Annotated in this window: 19 protein-coding genes and 4 pseudogenes; 10 read left to right on the top strand and 13 right to left on the bottom strand. The window is 47.6% G+C overall.

Going from position 1 to position 12,691, the window contains the following annotated elements; all coding sequences use genetic code 11:
- Nucleotides 1-195: pseudogene (locus BG74_RS15010) on the bottom strand (hypothetical protein); the annotation flags it as partial.
- 171 nt (nucleotides 196-366) lie between these two features.
- Between BG74_RS15010 and BG74_RS14175 the strand changes: the two are divergent.
- Both BG74_RS14175 and BG74_RS19890 read left to right on the top strand, forming a co-directional pair.
- A complete protein-coding gene (locus BG74_RS14175) occupies nucleotides 367-543 on the top strand; it encodes a hypothetical protein (RefSeq protein WP_187202807.1) in 177 nt (58 codons plus the stop codon).
- A 250-nt stretch (nucleotides 544-793) separates the two neighbouring features.
- Nucleotides 794-994 (top strand): hypothetical protein, encoded by a 201-nt coding sequence (locus BG74_RS19890; protein WP_066597767.1) that lies wholly within the window; start codon nucleotides 794-796, stop codon nucleotides 992-994.
- Nucleotides 995-1,028: 34 nt separating this feature from the next.
- Here the strand turns inward: BG74_RS19890 and BG74_RS19885 are convergent, their stop codons facing one another.
- Together BG74_RS19885 and BG74_RS14170 are read right to left on the bottom strand one after the other, a co-directional pair.
- Complete coding sequence (locus BG74_RS19885; protein WP_369678545.1) at nucleotides 1,029-1,160, bottom strand: hypothetical protein; 132 nt, start codon at nucleotides 1,158-1,160, stop codon at nucleotides 1,029-1,031.
- 509 nt (nucleotides 1,161-1,669) lie between these two features.
- A complete protein-coding gene (locus tag BG74_RS14170; protein ID WP_244267457.1) occupies nucleotides 1,670-1,846 on the bottom strand; it encodes a class Ib ribonucleoside-diphosphate reductase assembly flavoprotein NrdI in 177 nt (58 codons plus the stop codon).
- 905 nt (nucleotides 1,847-2,751) lie between these two features.
- Here BG74_RS14170 and BG74_RS20875 point away from each other — a divergent pair.
- The 5 genes and pseudogenes from BG74_RS20875 to BG74_RS18090 all read left to right on the top strand — a co-directional run bounded on the left by BG74_RS20875 (nucleotide 2,752) and on the right by BG74_RS18090 (nucleotide 5,381).
- Nucleotides 2,752-3,058, top strand: a pseudogene (locus tag BG74_RS20875) (DUF2002 family protein).
- A gap of 720 nt (nucleotides 3,059-3,778) precedes the next feature.
- Nucleotides 3,779-4,048, top strand: coding sequence for a transporter substrate-binding domain-containing protein (locus BG74_RS18100; RefSeq protein WP_369678546.1), 270 nt, complete (start codon nucleotides 3,779-3,781; stop codon nucleotides 4,046-4,048).
- A 337-nt stretch (nucleotides 4,049-4,385) separates the two neighbouring features.
- Nucleotides 4,386-4,508, top strand: coding sequence for a hypothetical protein (locus tag BG74_RS19070; RefSeq protein ID WP_256364250.1), 123 nt, complete (start codon nucleotides 4,386-4,388; stop codon nucleotides 4,506-4,508).
- Nucleotides 4,509-4,585: 77 nt separating this feature from the next.
- Nucleotides 4,586-4,729: an early set domain-containing protein gene (locus BG74_RS18095; protein WP_244267455.1), complete on the top strand. Its 144-nt coding sequence runs from the start codon at nucleotides 4,586-4,588 to the stop codon at nucleotides 4,727-4,729.
- A 313-nt stretch (nucleotides 4,730-5,042) separates the two neighbouring features.
- Nucleotides 5,043-5,381 (top strand): alpha-amylase family glycosyl hydrolase, encoded by a 339-nt coding sequence (locus tag BG74_RS18090; protein ID WP_066597761.1) that lies wholly within the window; start codon nucleotides 5,043-5,045, stop codon nucleotides 5,379-5,381.
- Nucleotides 5,382-6,041: 660 nt separating this feature from the next.
- Here the strand turns inward: BG74_RS18090 and BG74_RS18085 are convergent.
- From BG74_RS18085 to BG74_RS14135, 4 genes are all read right to left on the bottom strand, one after another.
- Complete coding sequence (locus BG74_RS18085) at nucleotides 6,042-6,215, bottom strand: hypothetical protein (protein ID WP_244267454.1); 174 nt, start codon at nucleotides 6,213-6,215, stop codon at nucleotides 6,042-6,044.
- Nucleotides 6,216-6,443: 228 nt separating this feature from the next.
- Nucleotides 6,444-6,611 (bottom strand): hypothetical protein, encoded by a 168-nt coding sequence (locus BG74_RS14140; RefSeq protein ID WP_187202806.1) that lies wholly within the window; start codon nucleotides 6,609-6,611, stop codon nucleotides 6,444-6,446.
- Nucleotides 6,589-6,888 carry a hypothetical protein gene (locus BG74_RS08240; RefSeq protein WP_066597754.1) on the bottom strand — a complete coding sequence of 100 codons (300 nt, stop codon included), beginning with the start codon at nucleotides 6,886-6,888 and terminating at the stop codon, nucleotides 6,589-6,591. The genes BG74_RS14140 and BG74_RS08240 overlap by 23 nt, the downstream gene beginning before the upstream one ends.
- A gap of 112 nt (nucleotides 6,889-7,000) precedes the next feature.
- Complete coding sequence (locus tag BG74_RS14135; RefSeq protein ID WP_187202805.1) at nucleotides 7,001-7,138, bottom strand: hypothetical protein; 138 nt, start codon at nucleotides 7,136-7,138, stop codon at nucleotides 7,001-7,003.
- A 1,139-nt stretch (nucleotides 7,139-8,277) separates the two neighbouring features.
- On the opposite strand from BG74_RS14135, the pseudogene tsx reads away from it, so the two are divergent.
- Nucleotides 8,278-9,020, top strand: a pseudogene (gene tsx, locus BG74_RS11535) (nucleoside-specific channel-forming protein Tsx); the annotation flags it as partial.
- 128 nt (nucleotides 9,021-9,148) lie between these two features.
- Here tsx and speG read toward each other — a convergent pair.
- The 6 genes from speG to BG74_RS08215 form a co-directional block, all read right to left on the bottom strand.
- A complete protein-coding gene (gene speG / locus BG74_RS08230; RefSeq protein WP_066597747.1) occupies nucleotides 9,149-9,712 on the bottom strand; it encodes a spermidine N1-acetyltransferase in 564 nt (187 codons plus the stop codon).
- Nucleotides 9,713-9,755: 43 nt separating this feature from the next.
- Entirely contained in the window at nucleotides 9,756-10,085 is a 330-nt protein-coding gene (locus BG74_RS08225; RefSeq protein ID WP_066597745.1) for a DMT family transporter, read from the bottom strand.
- A 272-nt stretch (nucleotides 10,086-10,357) separates the two neighbouring features.
- The gene (locus tag BG74_RS14130) at nucleotides 10,358-10,618 is read right to left on the bottom strand and encodes a hypothetical protein (RefSeq protein WP_187202804.1); all 261 of its coding nucleotides are present in this window, start codon (nucleotides 10,616-10,618) and stop codon (nucleotides 10,358-10,360) included.
- Nucleotides 10,619-10,659: 41 nt separating this feature from the next.
- Nucleotides 10,660-10,794 carry a hypothetical protein gene (locus BG74_RS20870; RefSeq protein ID WP_439895715.1) on the bottom strand — a complete coding sequence of 45 codons (135 nt, stop codon included), beginning with the start codon at nucleotides 10,792-10,794 and terminating at the stop codon, nucleotides 10,660-10,662.
- Nucleotides 10,795-10,966: 172 nt separating this feature from the next.
- Nucleotides 10,967-11,197, bottom strand: a complete 231-nt coding sequence (locus BG74_RS20865) for a DUF1611 domain-containing protein (RefSeq protein ID WP_073961148.1) — start codon at nucleotides 11,195-11,197, stop codon at nucleotides 10,967-10,969.
- A 99-nt stretch (nucleotides 11,198-11,296) separates the two neighbouring features.
- On the bottom strand, nucleotides 11,297-11,530 hold the full coding sequence (locus tag BG74_RS08215; RefSeq protein WP_244267453.1) for a hypothetical protein: 234 nt from the start codon (nucleotides 11,528-11,530) through the stop codon (nucleotides 11,297-11,299).
- Between the two features lie 633 nt (nucleotides 11,531-12,163).
- Here BG74_RS08215 and BG74_RS08210 point away from each other — a divergent pair.
- Complete coding sequence (locus BG74_RS08210; RefSeq protein ID WP_066597739.1) at nucleotides 12,164-12,364, top strand: hypothetical protein; 201 nt, start codon at nucleotides 12,164-12,166, stop codon at nucleotides 12,362-12,364.
- A gap of 128 nt (nucleotides 12,365-12,492) precedes the next feature.
- Nucleotides 12,493-12,691, top strand: a pseudogene (locus tag BG74_RS08205) (hypothetical protein); the annotation flags it as partial.

Below are 12,691 nucleotides of genomic sequence, written 5' to 3'. Positions count from 1 at the left end.
CAGCCATAACAATAAATTGACCAGGCAGAGTAGGTCGCAGGCGAAATAGCTGGTCACGTAACCGGAGGTCAGGCGGTTGCGTGCTTCCGACATGCAGCGGTAAATCACGCTTTGGTTGGGATGTGAAGCCCCTACACCGCTAGGTCGAGGGGAATAATGCCGAGCGTCAGCAAAAGCCCCAGTGATATTAGCCATTACCACACTAGTACCAAGGAGAACATCAGAGAAGACTGCCCAGCGTGGTCATTTTGGCTTTACCTCGGTCTGCAACGCCTCCCACAAGAACAAACAGGCCGATTTCAGATCTCTAAAATGAAAGGGCGGCGCGACCAGTAAAAACACCATGGAGGTCAAAAGATTACTAAAATGGGCAAAGCTGAGGAAACCCAGCGGAGCACGGCTGTGCGCAATACCGGCGTAACAATGAACACTGCCTCTAGCAGTGACAAATGGGTAGGTTCTGGCGATAGCATCCAGCAGCGGCCGGGCATAGTAATTACTGTCAATAGCCAGGCCGGTGGCGATCGCTATAATAAGGATTAGTGCTGGGTTCAGGTTAATATGATCTGTGGACGTTTTTATAATGGTTCGTTTAATTAACGGGCGGTATTATCACTGATTAACAACAAAAAAGAGGGGTGCTGCGTCCCTCTCGCTTGTTTTTCTCCAGTATGATGGCGCTTCTGACGCAGGTTTACACGCCCACGCCGACGATCCAAACGGAGCGGTGTCGTGCTTATTTGGCCAGCGGCTGCGGCGGTGTTGTGTTTACCCGACCGTCAAATAAGGCCCGATGCGCTTTTATCCATCCGGCGGCGTGGCGTTCAATATCCGCTTCTTGCGCATCGCCCTGGTGCATCTGCGCATTTTACGCGTTGATATCGGCAGTCGGCAGCTTCATTATGGCGATGGCGAAGATTTTGGACGCTGCTGGATTAGTCTAGGCCCACTGTTTTTGGCGATGATACATATGCTGTTAACGGGGAAGCCATAGTCTTCCCTGTTGGGTAGCGTACTCAGTACGGAGTTCAGTAATACAAAATAGGTTTACCTTTCTTGTGGCGGCTGATGATATTGGCCATGATCGCCTCATGATTTAACTGATTGTGCTCGACCGTGGCATTCAAGCTATAGGCCTTGATGTTTAATGACCACCTCACAGTCCTAGCCTGGCGTACAGCCGGACAAACCCGCCTTGCCGCGTTGCCTTGTTGGTATCGAATAGCTTGGCCAATTTAAGGTCTTTGAGCTGGTAGATGGTAGTAATGTTATCTTATCGGTGGTCTTTTTATTGATTAAATAGCCTTGTAAATAGCCTTGGGCGACGCTGGCAATATAGGGTTCTCCGACGTTAAAATTTGCCATCGCCGCGGGCGTGGTTGTACATCTCTTCTATTTGTGGCTTCCAGTTCACCTCCAGGTAGGTCGCATCGCCATTGGCGATGGCGGTAAGGGGAGACAAGACGACGGCTGTTCAGGATCACACACTGTTGCCGGTAGCACACTCCACCGACAGATGATCCTTATTGAACTAGATATATCCTCAATGACTTGTCATAGAGGTTGAAATAGCATTATTAGGACATGATATAATATTAAAAATTATGATTTTTAAATTATGCTAAGATCTGTCGCTGTCAAAATTTGGTCAGTCCTTTTCGTACCTGTGCTATGCCTTTTGTCGTTCCCAATAGCTCAAATCGATAGAGCAGGGAGACCCAGGCGTTTCTGGGCGAAGATATCGCACGCCAAACAAGAAGAAGTAGGTACTGAAGTTCCGGTTGCCGGCGCCAATGACACCGGCAACAAAGGAATAGTTTAACGGATCATCGTTGAGAAAACGGATGATTTGGCGCGGTACGGCACCTCGGGGTCGAGCCGCCGTCTTAGCTCGGTAAAATGGGAATTGGGAATATAGGAGCGTTTGCTTTTACGTTCTTTCACATCTCAAGAGGGATGTGCAGCGTGGCCAGCCAGACCCAATTTGTTGACGAAGCGGTGTGTACTTCCTAACTGGTGGCAGTGTGTACTTCTTAACTGCTGGAAAAATAGATCAACGCGGTGTCATTACCGCGCCTTAGGCGGTGTTGCGCTGGTGGATAACGGGCTGATTTTGTCCGGACTAAAGCTGCCCAGTAGTGTTCATTGGCGGTCTGTACCACAGGAACTTGCTGATAACCGGACCGGACATGATACAGTGTTTTCTCATTGTCCATAAGATCCACCAACCGGTAGTTGATTTTTTTACGGTCAAGTGCGTGGCAGGTAGCTTGGCATTAGACATAATCCGGTTTAGTATAAACATTAGTAGTCGTGATTCATATTTATCTATTACAGTGTGAGCATTACAGTTTGGGCGGTCGCTGGCATACTGGGCACCATTTTGGTGTGGGTGTCAAGCAATGCTCGCCGGGCTTTCTCCTGCAAGTCACTTAGTTTTTCCTGTGTCTTTTATAGGTCGTTTTCAGCAAGTGAATCCAGGGTATCCGGCCAGGAGAGAAACATTCTCTTTAAAATCTAATTGGACATCCTGTTTTTCGGTTTTGTTAACCGTATGTTTCTCATATTCATTAGTAGATTCTTTAATCATATACCTATTTTTCGCTTCCGACGGCGCGGGCATAGGGGACAAAACGGGAAAGTCTCGGCTTTTTAGATTATTCTGAAAGGCAGAAGTGCGGCTTATCTCATTACTCTTGACCTATTACGTTAGCTGTGATCACTCTGCCGTGACTGAAAAGAAGACAAATAATGTATTTAAGATCTGATGAAGTAGCGTGCGAACTGGAAAATCTCAGGCTTTGAAGGGACACCATTACCCGGCAAAGCTAAGCTGTGGTTACCGTAAAGGCTAATATTATGTATATGTCAATCGCGAAGCCAAGTCGGGCAGGACAGCGCTGGTAGTTCACCTCCGCGCTGTGCGATAAGAGCAACTTGTTTCGCCGAACAAACTACCACCGATACGCGCAAGCGTGAGCTATCAGGCTTTTTCGCCGGATCCTGAAGGACGACAGCTGGATAGCCATGCTATGGTATTCCCCACGGTTTCAGCTAGTATGCTTCCTTTGTCCACTATCTGCAGAAAATGTTCAATTGATTTGCTGATCCCGTGACTTCCTTCTCGCCTTGACAGCGAGTCGCCTCTCCGGTCATTACGGTTGGTAAGCGCCTAGCTTCTCGGTCTCATCCCTATCGACTTTCCCATACCCTTCCTTGCTGATATTGCACTGAATTGATGAAAAAACCGGCGGACCACTGCACCGTTAGCGCACACATTACACCCGTTTTTACATATTTTTACACCAAGCGCTGTAAGAAGAAACGAGCAGGACGGCACGGACCGTTGTGCAACCTTAATTAATTGATAGTTAATTCTGGCACGGGAGAGGAGCTGCAATTCCGTTGCGTTGCGCGCGGATCACAGGGGATTTTTGCCGGTAGTAGGTTTCATTCCCATTGGGGATTTAATGATTAATATCGTTTCAGGAGTAGCAAACATGAAAACAATCGTCGTACTCTTTACGACAGCGCTGCTCTGCAGCGATTTATGGCTAGTTAAGCTAGGTGTACGGGCGCACCCTCGGCGTCGCTTAGTGTGAATAATACCGCTCGCATAATCAACTACCGGCAAAGATTAAAAAAAGCGGCGTCATCATCAACCTGGTGACAGATGCGCACTATTCTTCCTGTGAAGTTTTTGCGGAAGATAATAAAACGATGATAGGCTTTGAACTGGATTTATGGAACGCTATGGGCAAGATACTAGGGGTCCCAGATTAAACTGATTTCCATTGATTTCGCTGGCTCGATCCCTGAAGTTAAAAGCGGGCGCTACGACATGGTAATAGAGTGCATCTCCGACACCGCGGAACGGGAGCAGTTGGTATCGTTCATCAACTATGCCTATGCCATCAATGAAGTGTATACCCTGGCCGACAGTAAAAGCGTCATCACTGACCTGCGGACGCTGTGCGTCTTGAAAGTCGGCGTGCAGACCGGGACCGATTTCGAGCACACTGTGCGACATCTTGAATCCGAATTATAATAAAAACGGCAAAGCGGCGATCGTGGTCACCCGTTCTCCAGTCCGCCGACGCGGTACTTTTGGCGCTTTACGCTGACCGTATCAATTTTGTGCTCAACGACGCCGCCGCCGAAATCAAAAAAGTGGCGCTGCAGCCGATCCCCGTACTGTGGGGGTGAGACCATATTACGCAAGGGTACACTGGTAGGAGTAAATGGCTTCTCAACCGTCGGATCGCTACCGACGGTCTTGGCAGAAGCGAACGAACATTACTTATATTCTTTTTAGGGATACTAAGACGGCCAAGGGATCGTCAAAAAAACGTGAGGAAATTATTATACCTACCGCTACTACGAAAATGGTGAGTACGGTAGATAATCAAGTGGATGTGGTGGTGGATAGTAAGGGCGTCCATATTGCCCACCCCAATACCGATAATGACATTTCAAATAGTTTGATGCCGGCTGTACCACTCGCGTGAAGGAGGGGAATTTGGTTCCGCTCGGGGCAATGATGGCATAGGACAATTTTGCTATTTTTTCCGCCCATGCTAATCGCGTGGAACTGTGCTTGTTCAATGAGGACGGCGAAGAGTGTGACCGTATTGAACTACCGGAATATACCGATGGGGTATATAATATTTATTTGCCAGCCGTGCGTCAGGGGCTGCTTGTACGGTTACAGAGTTTACGACCCGTTTGAACCTGAGCAGGAAGGGGGCATCGCTTCAACTTTGCCAAGCTGCTGTTCGATCCCTACGCCAAACAAATCTGGGGCAAACTGAAATGGGATAATGCCCTGTTTGCCTATGACATCACCAATGATGATATAGATTTGAGCCTGGATGAGCGCTAGAGAGCGCCGTTTATGCCAAAATACCGGGTGATTGTATCTGGCGTTTTCCTTAGCCCATCAACGGTAAAACTTTATACCGTAGGAAAAACCTCGCATATGAAACGCACGTGCGCGGTTATACATGCGTTGAGCATTTACACGGCATTTTTCCGCGCTGAGCATGCCGCAAATTGTCGACTATATAAAGGCGCTTGGCGTCTTCTCCATTGAGTTGATGCTGATCCACGCCTTTGTCGACGACTACTATCTGCAGGAGAAGGGACTACATAATTTTGCAAGGAACACCCTTGGCTTTTTCGCGCCACATCCCAAATATATGGATACTTCAACCGTTAACAAATTCAAGCAGATGATCGCTACCCTACAAGCTGCCGGCATCGAAGTCATCCTGGATGTGGTGTATAACCACACTGCCGAAGGAAATGAACTGAGGCTGATATTGTCGATAAAAGCGATTGATAACGTCAGCTACTACCGTTTGTTTCCCGAAGAAAAGTGATATTATGTCAAAGACATAATCACTGGTAATACGCTGAATTTGAGTCATCCGCGCGTGCTGCGGATGGTGACCGACTATCTACCCTATGGGGAGACGGAGTGCAGATTGACGGGTTCTATTTCTATTTGGCTACGATTCTCGGCCGGGAAAAGCTACAGTTTTGATGAGGATTTCGGCTTTCTAGAGGATACCTGCCGCCAGGACCTATTCTCAGTCAATACAATCTAATAGTAGAACCTTGGGAATATGGCCTGGGCGGATATCAAGTGGACAGTTTTCCTCCTGGATGGGCCGAATAGAACGATCGTTATCGTGATTCGGTGCGAAAATTCTGGCGCGGCGATGAAGGGCAACTGGCAGATTTCACTACCAGTTTGGCGTGCTCGGCCGATATTTTTCATCATCGAGGTTGCAAAACCGCACGCCTCAGTCAATTTCATTACCGCACATGATAGTTTCACCCTGAGCGATATCGTCTCCTATGAATAAGCATAATGAGGCCAACGGCGAGGATAACCACGATGGACACAGCGAAAATATTTTCGCCAAATTATGGAGCGGAAGGTTTGACCGACAATCCTGAGATTAATGCTCCGTGATTGCGGCAAATGCACAATATGTTGGCGACCCTGATGTTTTTTTCAGGGCAGGCCTGCTGTTCTAGGTGCGAGCAATGAGTTTGCCCGCACCTAGCAGGGAAACAATAACGGTTATTGCCAGGACAGCGAAATCAGCTGTATCGATTGGAATGTCAACGACAAAGGCCAATCGCTTATCCTGTTTACCTACCGCTTTAGCTTTATCACCCTGTGTAAGCGTTTTCCCATCCTGCACTGCGGCTTTTTTTCACCGGTGAACGAGAAGATGAACATCAAAGACGTCACCTGGTTTCATCCTGGCAGCGAAAAGATGAATGATGAGACCTAGAGCGATACTCATTAAAGAGTATCAGCATGTTATGCTGGACGGGGTGTTCACAGCCGACGGAGCTGCCCGTCAGTTTGACCTGTTCCCAAAGGTGGTATTCATGCTCATGGCGTACATTGCCTGCCTCGAATGAGGTTAATAGAACGGGACGGAGTCTTGGATACGCGGACCCTCATTGATGCTGTAGTGGGTATGGTAACGGATCTTGTCCTGCGGCAGGCCGTGCATAGCATAGTTCAGTATCTCAATATAGGCATTGGCTTTGCGATGGATAGCCGAATTATCCAGTAGGGTAATCGGCAAATAAATCTGTCAGAAACGGGTCATCGATTTGCACGCTGAAGTCGGCGTCTATGATCGTGTGATAATCTACGTGCAGTGCATCAGCAACAGTGCTGAGATGCTCTTCTTCGCTTCGGTAAAATTTATTGCTGCCCACGATGCCTGGGTCGGCACCCACGGAGGGTAAAAACGCCCCCTGGTAGGCGGTCGTCGCCAGCGTCAGCTTCAGATTGTCGATATCCCGTTGCAGCTGCGGCAGGCCAATATAGCAAAATGGTCCAGTACAGACTACCGGCATGAACGGTGTCTCAAATTGCTACCCAGCATCGCTTTGCCGAAATAGTGTTATAGTACTCAGGAAACGCTTCAACTTCGGCATCGAATGCCGCATAACCTGTGTCTGGCCGAAATTAAAAACCATAAATATATTCAATAAGGTACGATAAGAAACTAGTCTTAGACTGTTCGCCGTCGGGGACAATATCAATGCCACCCTCTACCTGTTCCTCGACGGACTGGCTGACGGCCTGACGAATGGCGCTATCCACCTCTGCCTAATTGATTATCCTGACCATCTATATTGACTTTCATCAGATCTAGCAAGGCAATACGGTCGCGGCAGACTTACCGACATGGGCGGTGAGAATACGGGAACTCGCTGCAACATCTAACATGACAAAACTCCTGTAACAGCACGGCGACCTGTGCGGGTCGAATGAGTGTAGCTCGATAATAGATGAACAGGAATCATAAGTGAAATCTCTTGGTGCGTTATGCTGTTGTTAGCGCGCCAACTCATCGTGAGATATAGTGGGCAATCCCTGTTACTCCAACGATATGCGCTAATGCCAAAAGGAATCTCATCTCGGCTGAATGCGCCCATTCCGTGCTTATTAAGCAGCATCATGAGGAACAACCGCTTTATATTGTCATAAAAATTCGCTTTTATCGTCGCTAGTGTACTTTTATCGTCGCTAGCGTAGAGGATGTCCGGCGAGCGGCATTCCTTTAGTTGGCCAGACTAAAGGACGAGGTTGTCGGTAGCGTTTGGTCGGTGATTCTCTCCCGGAGGAACTCGGCGAGGAGAAACGGTTAGGCGGCCCTCCATTTTGCGCGTTTTCGAGATAGCCTTAGGACAGTTATCTGCACGGGGACAGCTGTTATCAGAGAATGATAATAGTGAGAAAGTAACGTGGTATTCATAACCTGGTTATTTTCTCACCAAATAGTATAATGTATTTCAGGACAGATGAAGACTAATTGTCTATCCTAGTTATGTTATTTTAAAAATATATCATAGTCTTTTTTTACTTTAAAAAGAAAATCTACCAGCGTAATACTAAACAGTAAACGACAATCAGAATATATATTGATATCCTTTGATTAAGATTTTATTTAGTCAGAGAAAACATGGCGACGAGAAGCCTCTATGGGTGTTTCTAGTTATGACCGACTGATATTATGATGATTCCAGTCTGGAATTATTCCATTAATATATTATTTGTTCAATTCTTCTGATTATTTAGAATAAATTAATATTTCTGGTGATAATTAGAATAAATTAATATTTCTGGTGATAATATGAAAATAAAAAGTGAGGAAATTCTTCACCTTAACCTGCAGTTTCTCAGCGGCAGTGGATAACGGTACCAACACCGATAACTCTCTTTCTGACTGGTAGTACTAGAGCGTAAACGTTGTCGGTAGCTATCATACCAGCTTCGGTCCGCAGATGAATAATGATATTTATCATGGAACATGAAGCGTTTACCCAGAAATAGTGGTTTGACTTTTATGGTTATCTAGGTATACCAAAATCTTTTTGCTTCGGTAATGGCGCCGATTGCGGTATTTGGGATAAAGGGTATCTTCTGTTTATAGAAATAGAGCCCGTTTTTCCATCGACAAGCTGACGGGGTCAGATCTCAGCATGCAGCCATCTTCAAAGAATAGTTCTTCGCCAATAATCATATCTATGATATGGGCCGCAATGCCGTATCCCGCCGAAGTACTTTGTATATAGTGGTGGGTACCGATATAGATACTATAGCTATCTAGCGCTTTCATTGAATATTTACGAAAAATATCAGTAGAAAAATTATTGCAACATTAATGAAAATAGCTGGGACGAGTATCTCGTCAAAATGAAATATTTCTATTCTCTCACCCGATCATGGAGTGACAGTCTAAGTTATATCGGTTTTACTAATTTTGACTTTGGCTTCGATTTGGCCGATAAGTCTGGCGGTATACGTAGCAATAATTCTATCACCTCCAGCCACATCCTAGCCATGGCCTATGACCATCTGTACTACTCGCTGGTCGCCCACTATTTCCACTACATGTGGCCAATGGCGCGATGGCAGCCAGCTGGATTTTGGTGATAGGTCGTTCAGCGTTACCTCTACCGCCGGCTGGGGTATTATCTAGTATTATCTAGTTGTGGGCTACAAAATTTCTAATCTCTGTAGGCTGCCGCGCGCAACCTCTTTTTATAATGCACCAGGCGCTGTTTAGCATTAGTGTGCGGCAGATTCCAGAGATTCCCACGGGGTTATTTATCGTTTTTTCTCAAGTGCCAGCGCGCGAGCATTCTGATATTCTTGCTGAAATAGGCACATTCTCAGCGTATTGCGGTATTTGCCGTTTATGAAAAATTCCTGTAGCAAAACCCCTTCTTGCTTGAAACCAAACTTGGTATAGATATGGATGGCTTTGGTGTTTTCTTCATCAACAATCAAATATAGCTTATGCAAATTGAGTATCATAAATCCGAAATTCAACGCTAGATGAGTTGCTTCACTGGCATAGCCTTTGCCCTGATACTCGGGCGCCACCAGAATAGAAAATTCGGCGCGTCGGTGAATATGATCGATATCCACCAACTCGACCAGCCCAACACTGACACCTTGCTTGTCAATAATGAACCGCCTTTCGCTGATGTTGTGGATATTTTTCTGATAAAGATCTTTTAACTCCACATAGGCTTCATGGGGTTCTTCAAACCAGTAGCGCATCACCATCTCATTATTATTAAGCTGATGAATAAAGTGCAGATCTTCACTCTCTAACGGGCGCAGCTTAATAGAATGACTCTCTGAAACTTGGCGTGGTTTTTTCACTAACGTATTCTCTAATACTTTAATTGCTATATTATTAGCATAATTAACTACCGGTAGTTTTGGAGAATAAATTAATGATCAAAACGCCGGCGATAATCATGACGATACCGCATATTGCCACAGCATCCAATTTTTGCCCATACAGGAAATAGCTTACGATAGCGACAAAAAAGATACCTAAACCGCACCAACTGGCATAAGCGATGCCGACAGGTACAGTTTTAAGAACCAGCGACAACAGCGTAAATGAGATGGCGTAACCGACTATCACTAAAAGAGAGGGCACTAGTTTGCTGAAGCCCGCCGAAGCTTTGATAGACGAGGTAGCAATGACTTCCGCTATGATAGCAATAAATAAGTAGAGATAAGCCATAGACGACTCTGATCAGAATAATTAAACTTCAAGACTAACACTTTTCGCTCGCGGAAAAAATACCGTAGCAGTCTCGTTGTTTAAGCAACACGGGCGGTGGGAGAATAAAACTTATCCGCGCAAATGGGTGATAAACACTTTTTTCTTTTCGTTGATTGCCCTGGAAAACGATTGCAATGACCGCTTAGGGTAATGCGGTAAAATGCCCGGCCATTAATGGTGTGAGCCCAGCACGCCAAATTTGCCGGCGGAGTGGTGCGGTCCGTCAGTTGTCACAGCGACTGACCTAACAGCGCCACCTCAAGCCGCCACAGCACACAATCCAGCGCGTTGCACGCCGAACCTGGCGGCAGCAATAGGGGAAAAGTTGCTCGCGGTTCAAACCGAGCCTCCATCACCTTACGCAACGTCTCTAACTGACAGCATATGCCTTCGGGATGAGCCTGGTAGCGGGTGTTGGGACTACACCCGCTACTAGCACTGACGCCTTTCTCCGTCAGCGTGACTCGTACGACCGGAACCGCGGTGCACACGCTGCGAGCAAAAAAAACGGCCGTGCCAACACTCGTGCTTCTTAGAGCAGACGAACGATCGACGCGGTGCTAAAACGCACCTGATCAATCTTTAGTACCCCGAATTGTTCACTCAGCCAGCGGCAATAGTTCTGCGCATAGCCAACGCTGGAGGTTTTGATAGCGAATCCCGCCAATTTTACCCGTGACTAGTGTGATCGCCGCGGCGCGTAAATTGGCCTAGACACAGGCCTCCAGAGTCACCATCGGTTTATGGGGAATGGCACATATGGAGACGGTCCAGTCATGACACATCACTAATCAGTGCGGTTGGGCGCTATGGAGCAAGCTCATGCCTGACCCTGGCACTCATGCCTGACTGACCCCGGCACCGGCATAGGAAGGATAAAAAAAACGACCTCTACCCCTCAACAATATCCCAATGATAGAGGTCATTGGCCGGCGACAGCGCCTCCGTGACGACAGCGAGGTATACATTTTGCCAAACGAACAGGAGGTGCCCACCGTTAATACCCGCTTACCGGCGCGGGGTTTCTTTCCCGCTGCCAACCACCAGGGCCGGCCGCTGATGACACACATCAAACAACGTGACACTGTGCTGTTCCACCATCGTCGTCAACCCCGATTGTCGCGGACAGCCGCTCATGAAGGCTGTCCGGCCGATATTCATATTACTGATTAATTGGCCGGCTGAATGAAAACGTTTGTAGCTGCTGTTCCTGTTTGCTCATCTTTCGCGATGCGCAGTTTTTTCAGCCGGTAAATTTCCGTTTCCAGCGTCGCTTTTTCCTCACGGTGCTTGCGCCAACTTTGTTCAAGATCGCTCTGTTGAATGACGTTTGGCTCTTTATGGTGAAAGGTATCTAGCCAGTCGCTGATGTTGTTTGATTTCCAATTTTCCTGTTCTTTCATGTTATCGATCCTACCCAGCTTTATAACCGACGTCATCATAACCGGCGTCATCTTACGCTATTGCTTCAGTGTATCAGGATGAGCGCCGCTTTGCTGTGGCATCGGTTAGTTGGCAACCCGTGTTGTGTTACCTTTGCATGTTACCGCCTCGACCCTGGTTGTTTTCTTTGGCATGCATTTATCGCACCGCCAACAGAAGTTGCTGCGCTAGCCATCGGCCTGCGCTATCGCTGCGTCGACTATATCAATGCTGAAGGTAGTAGTACCAGCCAGTTCTGCCGGCAGAGCCATTATCCGCAGCGGATCGGTAAGCAGTCGGCGAGCCACTCGCCCTGCTAACGTGGCGTGAGGTTGTTACTACTTACGGCCTGCGGCAGCGCCATGATGTGGGAGAACGTTGCCGCGATACGGCGTTTTAAACCCATGGCCACTAGTTTCTAGTCGATGATCCAGCGCAGCGAACCGTCATTGCTCGGAACGAACAGAGCATGGGGCCTATGCAAGTAGGTTTGCAGCGCCAGCGTTTCGGGAATGGGCGCCCCGAAAACCAGCGGACAGCATGGCGAGATCGGTGATGCAGACTAAAAGTCCNCCATACAGTAGCACTACCTGCATACGTTTCAGAGGCGTCAGATGGCCACCGAGGGCGATATCCACCTGTGCATTATCCAACTAGGCATAAATGATCTCAAGATCCAGCGAACACAGGTGCAAATCGATGCCTGGCGGCCTGCCCCGGCGCAGGCGACGCAACAGGATACCGTGAAAACGCTTATCCGCACCGCATTGATGACTGTCAGCGATGTTCACGTCGGGGCCAGCGTGTTACACTAACGCAGCGAAAAGGGCGAAATCTCCCTCTTTATCCAGGTTTATTCCCGCTTTATCCACGGCGGCTATCCGTTATGGTTGCCGCGATAGCGCCCGATAACGACCTCCGGCGCAGCTCCGGAAACGATGGAATGAATAAAAAAACAAAACAACGCTACCCGGACGGTCTGTGGCTGAATGGCGCCTGGACGGGGTGGATACTGGCTCTGGCGGCGCATCTGACGGACAAAACGGTGTTGTGCGCAGTGGCAGCATTCGTTTCGCTCGGTTTGTTGGTCCTGTATTTTGTCAAAAATAGGATGGAAAACTGGAATATGTTTGGAAAAAAAG

The organism is Sodalis-like endosymbiont of Proechinophthirus fluctus (assembly GCF_001602625.1).
Taxonomy (GTDB): Bacteria; Pseudomonadota; Gammaproteobacteria; order Enterobacterales; family Enterobacteriaceae.
This window is presented reverse-complemented; position numbering and strand designations above follow the sequence as displayed.

What these genes read in the sequence shown, in the direction of transcription:
- BG74_RS14175 (WP_187202807.1), top strand. Translation starts at nt 367, where the DNA reads ATGGGCAAAGCTGAGGAAACCCAGCGGAGCACGGCTGTGCGCAATACC.
- BG74_RS19890 (WP_066597767.1), top strand. Translation starts at nt 794, where the DNA reads ATGCGCTTTTATCCATCCGGCGGCGTGGCGTTCAATATCCGCTTCTTG.
- BG74_RS19070 (WP_256364250.1), top strand. Translation starts at nt 4,386, where the DNA reads ATGGTGAGTACGGTAGATAATCAAGTGGATGTGGTGGTGGATAGTAAG.
- BG74_RS18090 (WP_066597761.1), top strand. Translation starts at nt 5,043, where the DNA reads ATGCCGCAAATTGTCGACTATATAAAGGCGCTTGGCGTCTTCTCCATT.
- BG74_RS08240 (WP_066597754.1), bottom strand. Translation starts at nt 6,888, where the DNA reads ATGCCGGTAGTCTGTACTGGACCATTTTGCTATATTGGCCTGCCGCAG.
- BG74_RS08225 (WP_066597745.1), bottom strand. Translation starts at nt 10,085, where the DNA reads ATGGCTTATCTCTACTTATTTATTGCTATCATAGCGGAAGTCATTGCT.
- BG74_RS20865 (WP_073961148.1), bottom strand. Translation starts at nt 11,197, where the DNA reads ATGTGTGTCATCAGCGGCCGGCCCTGGTGGTTGGCAGCGGGAAAGAAA.
- BG74_RS08215 (WP_244267453.1), bottom strand. Translation starts at nt 11,530, where the DNA reads ATGAAAGAACAGGAAAATTGGAAATCAAACAACATCAGCGACTGGCTA.
- BG74_RS08210 (WP_066597739.1), top strand. Translation starts at nt 12,164, where the DNA reads ATGGCCACCGAGGGCGATATCCACCTGTGCATTATCCAACTAGGCATA.